The organism is Streptosporangium sp. NPDC048047, assembly GCF_040653115.1.
Classification (GTDB): domain Bacteria; phylum Actinomycetota; class Actinomycetes; order Streptosporangiales; family Streptosporangiaceae; genus Streptosporangium.
On record NZ_JBEZNH010000023.1, the window covers coordinates 43,517 to 57,733 of the forward strand.

Genomic DNA, 14,217 nt, shown 5'->3' on the forward strand with positions numbered 1-14,217 from the left:
CCCTCCCACCGCACGGCATGACGGAAAGGAACCCGGTCATGGACCTTCCCCGCATCTTCACCATCCGCGAGAGCAGCCACCGGATCCACAACCCGCTGACCGAGGCCAAGCTCGCGGCCCTGGGCGAAGCGCTCCGCCTCGCCCCCGGGACACGGGCGCTCGACCTCGCCAGCGGCTCGGGCGAGCTGCTGTGCACCTGGGCGCGTGAGCACGGGATCACCGGCACCGGGGTGGACATCAGCACGGCCTTCACCGAGCGGGCCCGCGCCCGCGCCGCCGAACTCGGCGTCGCCGGGCAGGTCGGGTTCGTCCACGGCGACGCCGGCGGCCACGTCGCCGACCAGCCGGTCGATCTGGCCGCCTGCGTCGGCGCCACCTGGATCGGCGGCGGCGTCGCCGGGACGACCGAGCTGCTCGGCCGCAGCCTGCGTCCCGGAGGCCTGATGCTGATCGGCGAGCCGTACTGGCGGCGGACCCCTCCGGACGAGGAGACCGCCAAGGGCTGCCACGCCGGCGGGATCGCCGACTTCCTGCCGCTGCCGGACCTGATCGGGCGCTTCCAGGACCTCGGGTACGACGTCGTGGAGATGATGCTGGCCGACCAGGACAGCTGGGACCGCTACGCCGCGGCCCAGTGGCTCAACCTGCGCCGCTGGCTCGACCTCAACCCGGACGACGAACTGGCGCCCGCGGTGCGGGAGGAGCTCATCGAGGAGCCCGCCCGCTACGCGCGCTGCACGCGTGAGCATCTCGGCTGGGGGGTCTTCGCCCTCATGAGGCGCTGACGCCCCCGGTCCCGTGCGGGGCGGCGGACGGTGCGACGTCCGCCGCCCCACGCGGGACGTGCCGTCACCCGCGGCACGGCGCCGGCGGCGTGAGCGGGCCGGCATCCGCCGCCTCCTCCTTCGGCGGCGCGCCCGCGGGCGGGTGCGGGCCGGCCGCCGCGCGGCGGCCGAAGGCCCAGACCGCGAGCGCGCAGCCGGCGAAGGCCGCGCCGAGGACGCTGGAGCCCGTCCATCCGGCGCCGGCGAACGCGAGGGTCGTGGTGGTGGCGCCCAGGGCGGAACCCAGGGAGTAGAAGATCATGTAGCCGCCGACGACGCTGCCGGTGCGGTCCGGGTGGGCCGTGGTGAGCAGGTGCTGGCTGCTCACGTGCACGGCCTGGACGGCGAAGTCGAGCACGACCACGCCGATGACGACGAGCCACAGCGACCACGACGCCTGCCCGACGGCGAGCCAGGAGACGGCGAGCAGGAGGAGCGCCCCGCCGGTCACGGCGTCCGCGGCCCCGGAGTCGGCCCGGCGACCCGCCCGGCCGGCGCCGAGGGCGCCGGCCAGCCCGGCAAGGCCGAACAGCCCGATCTGCGCCGTGCTCAGATGCCACGGGGCGGCCGCGAGCGGCAGCGCCAGGCCGCTCCACAGCGTCCCGAAGGAGGCGAACAGGAAGAACGCGATCAGCCCGCGCGAGAGGAACAGGCGCTCGCGGAACAGCCCGCCCAGCGACCTCAGCACCTGCCGGTAGGCGGGGCGGGCGGCGCGCGTGTCCGGCGGCAGGACTCTCACCGCGAGCAACGCCAGCGTCGCCAGGAGCACGGCGAGCACGGCGTACACGCCGCGCCAGCCCCACACCGCGGCCAGCGCGCCGGCCGCGACCCGCGCCCCGAGGATGCCGATGACGACGCCGGAGGTCACCGCGCCGAGGTCGCGGCCGCGTTCCCCGGGCGCGGACAGGGCGGCGGTGTAGGCGACCGCCGTCTGCACGACGACCGCGAACAGGCCCGCGGCCACCAGGGCGGCGAGCAGCGTCCAGACGCCGGTGGCCGTCGCGGCCAGCGCCGCGCCCGCCGCGGTCAGCAGGAGGTGCCATGCGATGAGCCTGCGCCGGTCGGCGACGTCGCCCAGCGGGACGAGGACGGCCAGCCCCGCCAGGTAGCCGAGCTGCCCGGCGGCGACGATCCATCCCAGGCGGGCCTGCGGCACGCCCAGGTCGTCCCCGATCCGGGCGAGAACCGGCTGCGCGGCGTAGACGCTCGCCACGGCGGCCGCGCAGAGCACGGCGAGCAGCGTCCTTCGGCCGACGGTCAGGCTCATCCGCCCCACGCTCCATAAGTAGCAAATTGCAACCAATGGAGCGTAGGGCAGAATGGTTTCAATCAGCAACTCTCCGGGAGCCATGATGACCCAGCCCGCGATCGGCGCCGTCAGCACCGAGGAGGTGACCTGGACCGACCCTGCCTGCCCGGTGGCGCGGACCCTCGACCTGGTCGGCGACCGCTGGAGCCTGCTCATCGTCCGCGACGCCATGGACGGCGCGCGGGCGTTCACCGACTTCCAGCAGCGCACCGGCATCGCCCGCAACATCCTCACCGACCGGCTCCGCCGGCTCGTCGAGCGAGGCGTCCTGGACCGGCGGGCCGCGCCGTCGGGCAGGCGGCGGCTCTACACGCTCACCCCCGCCGGGCGCGACCTGTTCACCGTCATCGTGGCCCTGCGCCAGTGGGGCGAGCGCCACGCCTTCGCCCCCGGCGAGAGTCACTCCGTCCTCGTCGGCGCGGACGGCCTGCCGCTCGCCGAGCTCCGGCCGGCCGGTCCGGGCGGCGAGCCCGCCGACGCCGGCACGACCTGCGTGCGCCGGGACCGCTGAGGCCGCCGGCCACGGCCAGGCCCCCGGCGAAGACCCCCCGATCCGGAAGCCGCAGGCCGGCGGCGGGAGGCGGCGGCATCGCCGCCCCGGCGGATCCGCGCCCGCCCGCCGCGGCCTCATCCGCCGCGGCCCCGTCATCCGGCGCCGGTCCCCGATGACAGGACCGCGGCCGTGACGGTAACGTCCTCACCGGCAACGGAAAGATCACGATCGCACCAGGAGGCGGGCGCCATGGCGACCCCGGACGATGATGACGGCGCCTTCCGCGACGAGCGGCTGCGCCGCCACGGCGAGGTGACCGCCGCGCTGGCGCCGCTCAGCGGCCGGCGGCTCGGCGAACTGCTGGAAGGCGCCGGCCCCCTGGGCGCGGGCGTCGGCGGCGCCGCACTGCTGCTGGACGTCGGCGGCGTGCCGGTGTTCGTCAAACGCGTCCCTTTGACCGACGCCGAGTGCCGCCCGGAAAACGTCATGTCCACCGCCGACCTCTTCGGCCTGCCCGCGTTCTGCCAGTACGGCCTCGGCGCGCCCGGCTTCCCGGGACCGGGCTTCGGCGCCTGGCGCGAACTGGCCGCGCACACCATGGCGACCGGCCGGGTCGTCGCCGGCCACACCGGGGCGTTCCCCCTGCTGCACCACTGGCGGGTGCTGCCCGGAGCGCCGCCGCCGACCGCCGAGCACGACGACATCGACGCCGTCGTGGCCTACTGGCACGGCTCGCAGGCCGTGCGTGAGCGGCTGGAGGCGCTGAAACGCGCCCCGGCGAGCCTGGTGCTGTTCACCGAGTTCGTCCCGCACACCCTCGACGCCTGGCTCGCCGCCCAGGTCGCCGCCGGCCCCGAGGCCACCGCCGCGGCGTGCGCGATGCTGGAGTCGCAGATGCTCGGCGAGGTGGCCTCCATGAACGCCGCCGGCCTGATGCACTTCGACGCCCACTTCGCCAACCTCCTCACCGACGGCCGGCGCCTGTACCTCGCCGACTTCGGCCTGGCCACCAGCGCCCGGTTCGACCTGTCGCCCCAGGAGACGGCCTTCCTGGAGCGCAACCGCACCCACGACGCCGGCTACGCCAGGATGCGCCTGGTCAACTGGCTGGTCAGCGACGTGTGCCAGGTGAGGGGGGAGCCGGGCAGGCCGCCGGAGCGGCGCAACGCCTTCATCCGGGCCTGCGCCGCCGACGGCGCCCTGCCCGCCCTGCCGGACGGCGCCGCCACGACGCTCCCGGACGGCGTCGCCGAGACGATCCTGCGCCACGCGCCCGTCGCCGCCGTCATGAACGACCTCTACTGGGAGCTGTTCGGCACCAGCAGGGCCACGCCCTACCCGGCCGAGCAGGTCGAGCGCGCGCTGCGCGCCGTACCCGTGCCGGGCACGGCGGGCACGGGGCCGCGGCCCTAAACTGGCGCGCGACGATCCAGCGCTGGAGGTGAGGCCGTGCAACCGGAGAAGAACGGTGCCCCCGGTACATCGATCTCGGCGGTGCTGGAGCGCATCACCTACGCCAACGAGGAGACCGGCTACACCATCGCCCGGGTCGCCACCGAACGCTCCGGCAGCGACCTGCTCACCGTGGTCGGGCCGCTGCTGGGCGCCCAGCCGGGCGAATCGCTGCGCCTGACCGGCCGCTGGACCTCCCACCCCCGCTACGGCAGGCAGTTCGAGGTGTGGTCGTACGCCACCGTGCTGCCGGCCACCGTCCAGGGCATCCGCCGCTACCTGGGCTCCGGCCTCATCAAGGGCATCGGCCCGAAGATGGCCGAGCGCATCGTCGACCACTTCGGCACCGAGACCCTCACCGTCATCGAGACCACCCCCGAACGCCTGGTCGAGGTCCCGGGCCTGGGCCCCAAGCGCACCAAGATGATCGGCGCCGCCTGGGAGGAACAGAAGATCATCAAAGAGGTGATGATCTTCCTGCAGGGCGTCGGGGTGTCCACCTCCATCGCGGTGCGCATCTTCAAGCAGTACGGCGAGGCCTCCATCTCCGTCGTCAGGAGCGAGCCCTACCGGCTGGCCGACGACGTGTGGGGGATCGGCTTCAAGACCGCCGACACCATCGCCCAGGCCGTCGGCATCCCGCACGACAGCCCCGAACGCGTCAAGGCGGGCCTGCGCTACACCCTGTCGCAGGCCGCCGACGACGGCCACTGCTACCTGCCGGCGCCCAACCTCGTCGCCGACGCCGTCAAGATCCTTTCGGTGCCGGCCGAGCTGACCGCCTCCTGCCTGGAGGAACTCATCAGCGAGGAGGGCGTGGTCCGCGAGGAGGTGCCCGCCGGCGACGGCGTCGTCCCGGCGGTCTACCTGCTGCCCTTCCACCGCGCCGAGCTGTCGCTGGCCTCCTCGCTGCGCTCCCTGCTGAACTCCTCCGCCGACCGGCTCGGCGCCTTCACCGGCGTCGACTGGGACGTCGCCCTGGAGTGGCTGGGAAGGCGCACCGGCGCCGACCTGGCCCCCGAGCAGGCCCACGCCGTACGGCTGGCCCTGACCAACAAGGTCGCGGTGCTGACCGGCGGGCCCGGCTGCGGCAAGAGCTTCACCGTGCGCTCCATCGTCACCCTGGCCCGCGCCAAGAAGGCGAAGGTCGTCCTGGCCGCGCCCACCGGCCGGGCCGCCAAACGACTGTCGGAGCTGACCGGGCACGAGGCCACCACCGTGCACCGGCTGCTGCAGCTGCGCCCCGGAGGCGACGCCACCTTCGACCGCGACAACCCCCTGGACGCCGACCTCGTCGTCGTCGACGAGGCCTCCATGCTGGACCTGCTGCTGGCCAACAAGCTCGTCAAGGCCGTCGCCCCCGGCACCCACCTTCTGTTCGTCGGCGACGTCGACCAGCTGCCCTCCGTCGGCGCCGGCGAGGTATTGCGCGACCTGCTGGCCGCCGCCGAGGACGTCGTGCCCCGGGTGCGCCTGACCCACATCTTCCGCCAGGCCCAGGAGTCGGGCGTGGTCACCAACGCCCACCGGGTCAACTCCGGCCTGATGCCGGCCCTGGAGGGCATGGCCGACTTCTTCCTGTTCCCCTGCGAGGAGGCCGAGGAGATCGCGGCGCTGACCGTGGACGTGGTGGCCAACCGCATCCGGCGCCGCTTCGGCCTGGACCCGCGCCGCGACGTGCAGGTGCTGGTGCCCATGCACCGCGGCGCCGCCGGCGCCGGCAACCTCAACACCCTCCTGCAGGAGGCCCTGACCCCCTCCCGCGAGGGCATGCCCGAGCGCCGCTACGGCGGCCGCGTCTTCCGCGTCGGCGACAAGGTCACCCAGCTGCGCAACAACTACGACAAGGGCGCCGCGGGGGTGTTCAACGGCACCGTCGGCACGGTCGTCGACATCCGCCCCGACGACCACGGACTGACCGTGCTGACCGATGAGGACGAGCACGTCGAGTACGCCTTCGACGAGCTCGACGAGCTCGCCCACGCCTACGCCGTCTCCATCCACCGCTCCCAGGGCAGCGAGTACCCGGCCGTGGTCATCCCGCTGGCCACCAGCGCCTGGATGATGCTGCAGCGCAACCTCCTCTACACCGCCATCACCCGCGCCAAGAGGCTCGTCGTCATCGTCGGCTCGCGCCGCGCCCTGGGCCAGGCGGTGCGCACCCGCGGCGCCGGCCGCCGCCACACCAGCCTCACCCACCGGCTGCGCCCGGCCTGAGCGGAAGGCTCAGTCCCGCTCGGGCCGGACGCCCGTACCGTCCTCGACGCCCTCGCCGTCCGTGTCGCCTTCGCCGCCTTCGCCGCGGTCGCGCCGCCCGGCGGACCAGGCTCCGGCGTCCCGGCTGTAGCGGATCAGCGACCGGGCGAACCGCAGGCGCTCGGCCGGCTCCCACGCCGCGGTGATGTGTTCGAAGACCTCACGCTGCGCGGAGGCGAAGCGGCGGCGCTCGGCCTCGCCGGCGGCGGTGAGCTCCAGCACGGTGCGCCGCCCGTCGGCCTGGGAGGCGGCCCGCCGCAGCAGCCCGTCGGCGATGCAGGCGGCGACCGTACGGCTGGCGACGGGCTGGGTGACCCCCATCTCCCCGGCCAGGCCGCCGACCGTCATCTCCCCGGCCGCGTCGGCGACCACGTTCAGGACGAGGTTGCGCGTGAGATCCGCGCGCCCGCCCGCGGTGCGCCGCCGCAGCCGCGACAGCGCGGGCCCGACCTGGTCGAAAAGGGCGCCTTCGGCCTCCGGGGACGGTGCGGAGCTGCTCATGCGGCCATCCTAAGGAACATCGGCCGCCACGCATACCCATACCGCGAAGAATGCACATAGCTTTAGGTATATATTTGGGGTGTCCGTGCTCAAGGATCGAGGTAGACGATGTCCATGACCGCCATCACCGGCGCCCGGGTCTTCGACGGCGACAAGACGCTCGGCGTGACCACCGTGCTCATCGAGGACGGGCGGATCGCCCGCGTCGGCGGGCAGGCCCCGCCCGGCGCCGAGATCGTCGACGGCCGCGGGGCGACGCTGCTGCCCGGCCTGATCGACGCCCACGTCCACACCGGCCCGGGCACCCTGGCGCTGGCCCTGCGGTTCGGCGTGACCACCGAACTGGAGATGCAGGGCACCCACACCCGCGGCAACCGGGCCCGCATCAGCGACGACGACACCGTCGCCGACGTGCGCTCCAGCGGCTTCGCCATCACCCCGCCGGGCGGCCACCCCAGCGAGCTGTTCCCCGAGGGCTTCCGCCCCGGCCCGCCCGCGGGCACGAAACCGGCCGGGCCGCCCCCGCTCATGCCCTTCTCCACCACCCCGCAGGAAGCCGCCGCGTTCGTCCCCCGGCTCATCGAAAACGGCTCCGACTACATCAAGTTCATGGTCGACGACGGCAGCATCGAAGGCCACCCCGGCCTTCCCATGCTGGACCAGGCCACCCTGAACGCCGGCGTCGCCGAGGCAAGGAGGCACGGCGTGCTCACCGTCGCCCACACCCTGACCGCCGAGACCACCCGCATGGCCCTCGAGGCGGGCATCGACGGCCTGGCCCACCTGTTCATGGACCGCCCCCACACCGAGGAGATCATCGGCCTCATCAGGGACGCCGGAGTGTTCGTCGTGCCCTGCGTCGTGCTGAACGCCTCCATGATGGGCATCACCGGCGCCGCCCTCGCCGACGACCCGCGCGTCGCCTCCCGCCTGGACGCCGGCTGGGAGGAGACCCTGCGCTCCTGCTACGGCCACCACCCCCAGGGCAGGATCGACGACGTCCTGGCCACCGTCAAAGCCCTCGCTGAGGCCGGCGTGGACCTGCTGACCGGCACCGACGCCGCCCTGCCCCTGCCCTTCCTCGGCGGCGTCGCCCACGGCGCCAGCCTCCACCACGAACTGCAGTACCTGGTCCGCGCCGGCCTCAGCCCCGTCCAGGCCCTGCGCGCGGCCACAGCCACCCCCGCCCGCCGCTTCGGCCTCGACGACCGCGGACGCGTCGCCGAGGGCCTGCGCGCCGACCTCCTCCTCGTCGACGGCGACCCGGCCACCACCATCTCCGACACCCTCAACACCCGGGCCGTCTGGCGCCGCGGCTCCCGCCTGGCGGCCTGACCCCGCCCGCCGTCCCCTCCGGCCGGGCGGCCCCCGCCGCACCAGGCGGCAAAGGAGCCGCCCCCGCCCCCGGCCTCACCACGCCGCAGGAGGCCCGTGCCCTGCGCGCCGCCCTCGCCGCGGCCGCGCCGCCCGGCGGAGCGGGCTCCGGCGTCCCGGCTCAGCGGCCCTGAGCACCCTCCGCCGCCGCGGGATCGGCGCCGGCCAGCTCCAGGAACGCCGCGGCCGCCGGCGACGGCCGAAAGTCCCAGATCAGGTACTCGGCCCGCGTGGGGGCGTCGCGGAGCCGGACGACGCCCAGATCGGGAAACCGCGGCGCGTACGCGGCCGGCAGCATGCCCACCCCCAGGCCCTGCCGTACCAGATCCACCATGAACTCCGCCGAGGACACCTCGAACGGCACCTCGCGCCGCACCCCCGCGGCCGCGAACGCCTCATCCGACTGCAGCCGCCCGGCGTGGCCGGCGCGGAAGTCGACGAACGGCTCATCGGCCAGGCCGCGCAGGTCCGCCTCACCGCCCGCCAGCGGGTGCTCCGGCGCCACCACCGCGACCAGCTCACCCGTGCCCAGCCGCAGGCTGCGCACCCCCCGGGGCCGCGCGCGCGGCGGCAGCCCGAGGAACGCCGCATCGAGACCGCCCCTGCGGACCTGCTCGACGAGTTCCTCGCTGCCCGCCGAGACGAGCGTGATGTGCACCCGCGGGTGGCGCCGGCGGTAGTCCCGCAGCGCGGCCGGCAGGTCGACGGCCGCGACCGTGGGGATCGCGCCGACGGCCAGGCGCCCGCGGATCTCCCCGCTCGCGGCCGCCACGTCGGCCCGCGCCCGCGCCGCGGCCTCCAGGCACGCCCGCGCCGCGGGCAGGAACGCCTCCCCGGCCGGCGTCAGCCGCACCCGCCGGCTGGTCCGCTCGAACAACCGGGCGCCCAGCTCCCGCTCCAGGGCGGCGACCTGGTGACTGAGCGCCGACTGCACCACATGGCAGCGCTCGGCCGCCCGGGTGAAGTTGCCGATCTCGGCGACCGCCACGACATACCTCAGCTGCTGCAACTCCATCCAGCCATCATGAACCACGATCGATCACGATGAAAACCATGTGTTGGACTCATCGATCTGGTGTCGCGCACCCTTGACCCCATGACGCACACCCCGCGGCACGCCCCCGCTCCCGTCCCCGCTGTCGCGGCCCCCGCCCGGCTGCCCCGCTCCCTGCTGCTGCTGATGTCGGCGGCCACCGGCCTCGCGGTCGCCGGCAACCACTTCGCCCAGCCGCTGCTTGAGGTCATCGGCCGCCAGCTCGGGCTGAGCACCACCATGGCCGCGCTGATCGTGACCGCCGCCCAGGGCGGCTACGCCCTCGGCCTGATCCTCCTGGTCCCCCTGGGCGACCTGGCCGAACGCCGCCGCCTCAGCGTCGGCCTGCTCGCGGCCACCTCGGTGTTCCTCCTGGTGTCGGCCTGCGCGCCCAGCGGCGCGCTGCTGCTGGCCGGCACCGCGCTGACCGCGCTCACCTCGGTGGCCGCGCAGGTCGTCGTCCCCTACGCCGCCACCCTCGCCGCACCCGGCGAACGCGGCCGCGTCGTGGGCACCGTCATGACGGGACTGCTGCTCGGCGGCCTGCTGGCCCGCACCGCGGCCGGCACGGTCTCCGCGCTCGGCGGCTGGCGGACGATCTACTGGCTCAACGCGGTCCTCGTCGCGATCGCCGCCGCCCTGCTGTGGCGGTTCCTGCCCCGCCTGCACACCCCCCTCGGGCTGTCGTATCCGGCGCTGCTGCGCTCGACGCTGGCGATGTTCCGCCACGAGCCGCTGCTGCGGTGGCGGGCCGGAATCGGCGCACTGTCGTTCGCCGCGTTCAGCGCGCTGTGGACGGCGCTGACCTTCCTGCTGACCGGCCCGCCGTACGGCTGGCACGAGGCGGCCGTCGGCGCCCTGGGCCTGGCCGGCATCGCCGGGGCGATCGCCACGCCGATCGCGGGCCGGCTGGCCGACCGCGGACGGGTGCAGCAGGTCAGCGGCATCGCCGCCGCGCTGCTGACGCTGTCGTGGCCACTGATCGCCGCCGGGGCCCTGTCACCCGTCCCGCTCGTCGCAGGGCTCGTGCTGTTCACCGCGGCCCAGCAGGCGCTGCTGAACGCCGGCCAGAACGTCATCTACGCCCTCGCCCCCGAAAACCGCAACCGGCTCAACTCCGCCCTCATGACCGCGTTCTTCCTCGGCGGCGCCGCCGGCCCGCCCCTGGCCTCATTCGCCTGGACCCACGCCGGCTGGAGCGGCGTCAGCCTGCTCGGCGCCACCCTGTCGGCCGCGGCCCTCACACTGTGGGCCCTGGAACGCCTCCGGGCGGCCGCCGGGCGGACGGGCTCCGGCCGGCCCCGGGCCTGACCGCGGGGGTGCTGAACGAGATCCAGACGTCAGGAGGCAGGTCCGGCCGGCCTGGTACCCCTCTGCGTTCCTCAGCCCATGCGTCACCGGCGATCTTCGTGGCGACGCGCCGCCAGAAGTGCACCGCGGCCATGTCGGCGTCCTGAAACGCGACCGCAGGGGTGGTCAACGAGCGAGCGCCGCATGCCCGGATCGGCGATGCCAGGTCCCGGGAGGGCGCCCGTATGATCAGCGCCGGTCCCGGATGAGCGGCCCCGGAGCATGAAAAAAGCCTCCCCGGCGGATGTCCGTATCCGGGCCGGGAAGGCTCACTGCTGACGGAGATCTCCGCAGGTGAGTGTGCGGACCTGCCCTTCACGTGCCCACGGGAACGAGTCCGGGCGTGGGGGAGCTGACGTGAGGCCGCCTGACATGCCCGGCTAAGCGTTGATCGACGCGGCCGACCTGGCGGCCTGCTCGATCTTCGCGCGGTAGGCCGCGCGGGCCTCCTCGTCGATCCGCCTCTCGTGTTCGGCGCGCAACCCCGTCCGGCCGTCGAGTCCTTCGCGCAGGATGTCGGCGTGCCCGGCATGCCGGGTGGACTCGACGAGGACATGGACCATGATGGCGAACAGGTTCATGTGCCAGGCCGGCGTCGACTCCGGCCACCACGGCACGTGGCCGGGGGCGTCGAGGGGAAGATCGTTGATCGTCGCATCCGAGTGTTCCCAGGTGCGCCGGTAGAACCCGATGATCTGTTCGCGGGTCTCGTCCCCGGCCGCCCACAGATCGCCGCCGTCGGAGTCCTGCCACCGGGGCAGGGGTTCCGGGGACGGGCGGCCGAAGACCTCGCCGAAGTACCTGGCCTCGATGGTGGCCATGTGTTTGACCAGGCCGAGGAGGTTGGTCCCGGTCGCTGTCAGAGGCCGGCGGGCATCGTATTCGGACAAGCCCTCGAGTTTCCACAGCAGCGCCCCGCGGTCCCGCCGCAGTCTCTCGTGCAGGTTGTCCTTCGCGAATTCACCGATCATGCGGCGTGAGCCTACCCTCACCAGGGTTCGATCCCCGGCCGCGCCGCTCGGCGACGCCCTGGCGATCCCGGCACGGCGCAAGGCCCGCCGCGAGTACGCGAACCGCGTCACCGCCCTCGGAGCCCCGGCCTGACCACGATCATCGGCTTGGCGTCGAGCCGGCCTCCGCCTCCGCCTCCGCCTCTTTCTCCGTCTCCAGCCCCAGCAGCTCCGCCAGGGCCCGCCGCCCGCCGCCGGTGACGCGCAGCGCCCGCCCCGAGCCGATCCGCACCACCCAGCCGCGCTCCAGCAACGCCGAGCACAACGCCGCCCCCGCGGCGCCGGCCAGGTGGTGACGCCGCTCGGTCCAGTCCAGGCACGGCCGGGCCAGCGGCCGCCGCCCGGACACCGGCAACCCCACCCCCAGACCGGTGGCGAACCACTCCAGCCCCTCCCGGGTCAGGGCGAACCCGGCGTCCTGGCACAGCAGGCCCCGCGCGGTCAGCGCGTCGGTGACCGCCACCCCCAGCCGCCCGGCCAGATGGTCGTAGCAGGTGCGCGCCCCGGCCATCGCCCGCGCCGCGGCCGAGGCCCGCAACGTCACCGGCCGCCCCCCGCCCGGCCCGCCGGCGTGGGCGGCCAGGTCCTCGATGAGCTGGGCCACACCGGGATCGGCCAGCCGCACGTAGCGGTGACGGCCCTGACGCTCCTCGGCCAGCAACCCCGCCTCCACCAGCCGCGACAGGTGCTCACTGGCGGTGGAGGCGGCCACCCCGGCGCCGCGGGCCAGCTCCCCGGCGCTCCAGGCCCGCCCGTCCAGCAGCGCCAGGCAGAACCGCGCCCGGGTGGGATCGGCAAGCAGCGCGGCCAGCGCGGCGAGCGGGACGGGACCGGTGACGGTGACACTCATGCCCCCATCATCGGCGGCCGGACGCCGCTGCGGCGAACGCGCCCCCGCCGCCCGCCGCGGTTTCCCGGCCGCCCCCGCACCGGCGCCGACCGTGACCGTGACCGTGACACGACCATGACACGACGCGGACGAACCGGGGACCCGGCCGCCCGACAGTGGACGGGACCGGCGACGGACGGGGACGGCGGGTCACCGGCCGGGCGGCGAAGACCGGCGGCATGCCGCGCGCGTCGCCGTCCAGCAACGACCGGCCCCGAACCGGCCCGGCCCCGAACCGGCCGGGACTCGAACCGGCCCGGCCCGCCCGCCGCCGTGGCCGTCCGCCCGGCGGAGGACCCCGGCGAAAACGATCACGAAAAGGAGAATGCCTTGGTCAACGACGGAGGATGGGATCGGCGCTCGGTGCTGCGGGGCGCCGCCGCACTGGCCGGTGCGGCCGTGACCGTGCCGCTGCCGAACAGCACGGCCGCGGCCGCCGCGGCGACCGGAAGCGGCGACGCGGACGCGCTGTTCAAGGCCGGCAAGTTCGAGCAGGCCGCCCGCGCCTACGAGGAGATCCTGAAACAGGACCCCGCCAACCTGCACGCCGCCCGCCGGCGCGGCCACGTCGCGCTGCTGTCCAACCGGTTCCCCGACGCCGAGAAATACCTCACAACGGCCGTCCGGCTGGCGCCCGGCGACAAGGAGGCCAACCGGCTCCTGGCCGACTGCTACATCCGGCAGGACAAACTCTCCCTGTCGGCACCGCACTGGCGGGCGGCCGGCGAGGAAAGCTACGCCACCTGGTTCGCGGCGTTCTCCGGCGAGCCGTACCGGATCCACGGCGACACCGCGCGCCTGCCCTGGCAGCAGATGGACCCGATACCGCTGGTAGAGGCCTCGGTCAACGGCGGACCGGCGAAACGCTTCACGTTCTACACCGGCGCCCCCTACCTGCAGGTCTCGGCGACGGTGGCCCGCGAGGCCGGGCTGAACCCCATCGTCAGCGAGAAGATCGACTACCTGGACGGCGTCGTCTGGGCGCACTACGGGGCGCTGGACTCACTCAGGCTGGGCGGCATCGAACTACGCGACGTCCCCGTGAGCTGGTCGTCGACCGAGTCGGGCGCGGACGTCGACACCGACTCCGACGGCATGATCGGCATATGGGTCTTCTACCACCTGCTGACCACCTTCGACTACGCGGGCCGCCAGCTGATCCTGCGCCGCCGGACCCCCGAAGCGGCCGCCGAGGCACGCGCCGCCGCCGCACAGGCGGGCGCCGGACCCCTGCCGCTGTGGCTGACCCGTGAGAACGCGCTGCACAGCCGCGGCAGCCTCGCCGGCCTCACCGCCTCCGGCCCGCAGGTGGTGGGCACGCTCTTCGGCGGGCAGGGCGAGGTCGCCGCGGTCGTGCTCGGCGATACGGCCGAACGGCTGCGGATCCGCACCGACCGCGACCGCCCGGTGGAGACCTTCGCCGGCAGCCACCCGGCCGTCGCCTACCCCTGCTACCCCAAGGAGATCCGCCTCGGCGACGCCACCGCCAGGGACGTCTACTGCTACACCAACCCGGACGCGCCGCTGGCCCCCAACGGGTTCGACGTGCCGGCCGCCTTCTTCCACTGCTTCCACAAACCCAGCACCGCCACCCTCGACTTCACCGACATGAACCTCTACTACATCGCCCGCGGCAAGGCCGCCTGACCACCGCGACCACACGCGGCGGCGCCTCCTGCCGATCAGCCCCCCGGGGGAGGGGGAGGGCGGGCCGGTACGGCCTCCC

At 74.5% G+C, this 14,217-nt stretch carries 13 protein-coding genes; 8 read left to right on the forward strand and 5 right to left on the reverse strand.

Annotated features, from left to right (window positions below):
* Nucleotides 1-38 precede the first annotated feature (38 nt).
* The gene (locus AB0D67_RS20840) at nucleotides 39-785 is read left to right on the forward strand and encodes a methyltransferase domain-containing protein (RefSeq protein ID WP_362937882.1); all 747 of its coding nucleotides are present in this window, start codon (nucleotides 39-41) and stop codon (nucleotides 783-785) included.
* A gap of 64 nt (nucleotides 786-849) precedes the next feature.
* On the opposite strand, the gene AB0D67_RS20845 is transcribed toward AB0D67_RS20840, so the two are convergent.
* Nucleotides 850-2,091 (reverse strand): MFS transporter, encoded by a 1,242-nt coding sequence (locus tag AB0D67_RS20845; RefSeq protein WP_362937884.1) that lies wholly within the window; start codon nucleotides 2,089-2,091, stop codon nucleotides 850-852.
* A gap of 82 nt (nucleotides 2,092-2,173) precedes the next feature.
* On the opposite strand from AB0D67_RS20845, the gene AB0D67_RS20850 reads away from it, so the two are divergent.
* The 3 genes from AB0D67_RS20850 (at nucleotide 2,174) to AB0D67_RS20860 (ending at nucleotide 6,295) form a co-directional block, all read left to right on the forward strand.
* Nucleotides 2,174-2,644: a helix-turn-helix domain-containing protein gene (locus tag AB0D67_RS20850; protein ID WP_362937887.1), complete on the forward strand. Its 471-nt coding sequence runs from the start codon at nucleotides 2,174-2,176 to the stop codon at nucleotides 2,642-2,644.
* Nucleotides 2,645-2,875: 231 nt separating this feature from the next.
* Nucleotides 2,876-4,039, forward strand: a complete 1,164-nt coding sequence (locus tag AB0D67_RS20855; RefSeq protein WP_362937890.1) for a serine/threonine protein phosphatase — start codon at nucleotides 2,876-2,878, stop codon at nucleotides 4,037-4,039.
* Nucleotides 4,040-4,075: 36 nt separating this feature from the next.
* Nucleotides 4,076-6,295 carry an ATP-dependent RecD-like DNA helicase gene (locus tag AB0D67_RS20860; RefSeq protein WP_362937893.1) on the forward strand — a complete coding sequence of 740 codons (2,220 nt, stop codon included), beginning with the start codon at nucleotides 4,076-4,078 and terminating at the stop codon, nucleotides 6,293-6,295.
* A gap of 9 nt (nucleotides 6,296-6,304) precedes the next feature.
* On the opposite strand, the gene AB0D67_RS20865 is transcribed toward AB0D67_RS20860, so the two are convergent.
* Nucleotides 6,305-6,835 (reverse strand): MarR family winged helix-turn-helix transcriptional regulator, encoded by a 531-nt coding sequence (locus AB0D67_RS20865; RefSeq protein ID WP_362937896.1) that lies wholly within the window; start codon nucleotides 6,833-6,835, stop codon nucleotides 6,305-6,307.
* Nucleotides 6,836-6,943: 108 nt separating this feature from the next.
* On the opposite strand from AB0D67_RS20865, the gene AB0D67_RS20870 reads away from it, so the two are divergent.
* A complete protein-coding gene (locus AB0D67_RS20870; RefSeq protein ID WP_362937899.1) occupies nucleotides 6,944-8,170 on the forward strand; it encodes an amidohydrolase family protein in 1,227 nt (408 codons plus the stop codon).
* Nucleotides 8,171-8,330: 160 nt separating this feature from the next.
* Here the strand turns inward: AB0D67_RS20870 and AB0D67_RS20875 are convergent, their stop codons facing one another.
* Nucleotides 8,331-9,224 (reverse strand): LysR family transcriptional regulator, encoded by an 894-nt coding sequence (locus tag AB0D67_RS20875; RefSeq protein WP_362937902.1) that lies wholly within the window; start codon nucleotides 9,222-9,224, stop codon nucleotides 8,331-8,333.
* A gap of 81 nt (nucleotides 9,225-9,305) precedes the next feature.
* Here AB0D67_RS20875 and AB0D67_RS20880 point away from each other — a divergent pair, with 81 nt between their 5' ends.
* Nucleotides 9,306-10,553 (forward strand): MFS transporter, encoded by a 1,248-nt coding sequence (locus tag AB0D67_RS20880; RefSeq protein ID WP_362937905.1) that lies wholly within the window; start codon nucleotides 9,306-9,308, stop codon nucleotides 10,551-10,553.
* Between the two features lie 419 nt (nucleotides 10,554-10,972).
* On the opposite strand, the gene AB0D67_RS20885 is transcribed toward AB0D67_RS20880, so the two are convergent.
* Nucleotides 10,973-11,563: a DinB family protein gene (locus tag AB0D67_RS20885; protein WP_362937908.1), complete on the reverse strand. Its 591-nt coding sequence runs from the start codon at nucleotides 11,561-11,563 to the stop codon at nucleotides 10,973-10,975.
* Between AB0D67_RS20885 and AB0D67_RS20890 the strand changes: the two genes are divergently transcribed.
* Nucleotides 11,562-11,696 (forward strand): hypothetical protein, encoded by a 135-nt coding sequence (locus AB0D67_RS20890; RefSeq protein ID WP_362937911.1) that lies wholly within the window; start codon nucleotides 11,562-11,564, stop codon nucleotides 11,694-11,696. The two genes, AB0D67_RS20885 and AB0D67_RS20890, sit on opposite strands and share 2 nt — an antisense overlap.
* A 6-nt stretch (nucleotides 11,697-11,702) precedes the next feature.
* Here the strand turns inward: AB0D67_RS20890 and AB0D67_RS20895 are convergent, their stop codons facing one another.
* On the reverse strand, nucleotides 11,703-12,452 hold the full coding sequence (locus AB0D67_RS20895) for a winged helix-turn-helix domain-containing protein (RefSeq protein WP_362937914.1): 750 nt from the start codon (nucleotides 12,450-12,452) through the stop codon (nucleotides 11,703-11,705).
* Between the two features lie 369 nt (nucleotides 12,453-12,821).
* Between AB0D67_RS20895 and AB0D67_RS20900 the strand changes: the two genes are divergently transcribed.
* The gene (locus AB0D67_RS20900; protein ID WP_362937917.1) at nucleotides 12,822-14,138 is read left to right on the forward strand and encodes a tetratricopeptide repeat protein; all 1,317 of its coding nucleotides are present in this window, start codon (nucleotides 12,822-12,824) and stop codon (nucleotides 14,136-14,138) included.
* Nucleotides 14,139-14,217: the final 79 nt, after the last annotated feature.

Coding starts and splice junctions, on each gene's coding strand:
- AB0D67_RS20840 (WP_362937882.1), top strand. CDS start 39: ATGGACCTTCCCCGCATCTTCACCATCCGCGAGAGCAGCCACCGGATC.
- AB0D67_RS20845 (WP_362937884.1), bottom strand. CDS start 2,091: ATGAGCCTGACCGTCGGCCGAAGGACGCTGCTCGCCGTGCTCTGCGCG.
- AB0D67_RS20850 (WP_362937887.1), top strand. CDS start 2,174: ATGATGACCCAGCCCGCGATCGGCGCCGTCAGCACCGAGGAGGTGACC.
- AB0D67_RS20855 (WP_362937890.1), top strand. CDS start 2,876: ATGGCGACCCCGGACGATGATGACGGCGCCTTCCGCGACGAGCGGCTG.
- AB0D67_RS20865 (WP_362937896.1), bottom strand. CDS start 6,835: ATGAGCAGCTCCGCACCGTCCCCGGAGGCCGAAGGCGCCCTTTTCGAC.
- AB0D67_RS20870 (WP_362937899.1), top strand. CDS start 6,944: ATGTCCATGACCGCCATCACCGGCGCCCGGGTCTTCGACGGCGACAAG.
- AB0D67_RS20875 (WP_362937902.1), bottom strand. CDS start 9,224: ATGGAGTTGCAGCAGCTGAGGTATGTCGTGGCGGTCGCCGAGATCGGC.
- AB0D67_RS20880 (WP_362937905.1), top strand. CDS start 9,306: ATGACGCACACCCCGCGGCACGCCCCCGCTCCCGTCCCCGCTGTCGCG.
- AB0D67_RS20890 (WP_362937911.1), top strand. CDS start 11,562: ATGCGGCGTGAGCCTACCCTCACCAGGGTTCGATCCCCGGCCGCGCCG.
- AB0D67_RS20885 (WP_362937908.1), bottom strand. CDS start 11,563: ATGATCGGTGAATTCGCGAAGGACAACCTGCACGAGAGACTGCGGCGG.
- AB0D67_RS20895 (WP_362937914.1), bottom strand. CDS start 12,452: ATGAGTGTCACCGTCACCGGTCCCGTCCCGCTCGCCGCGCTGGCCGCG.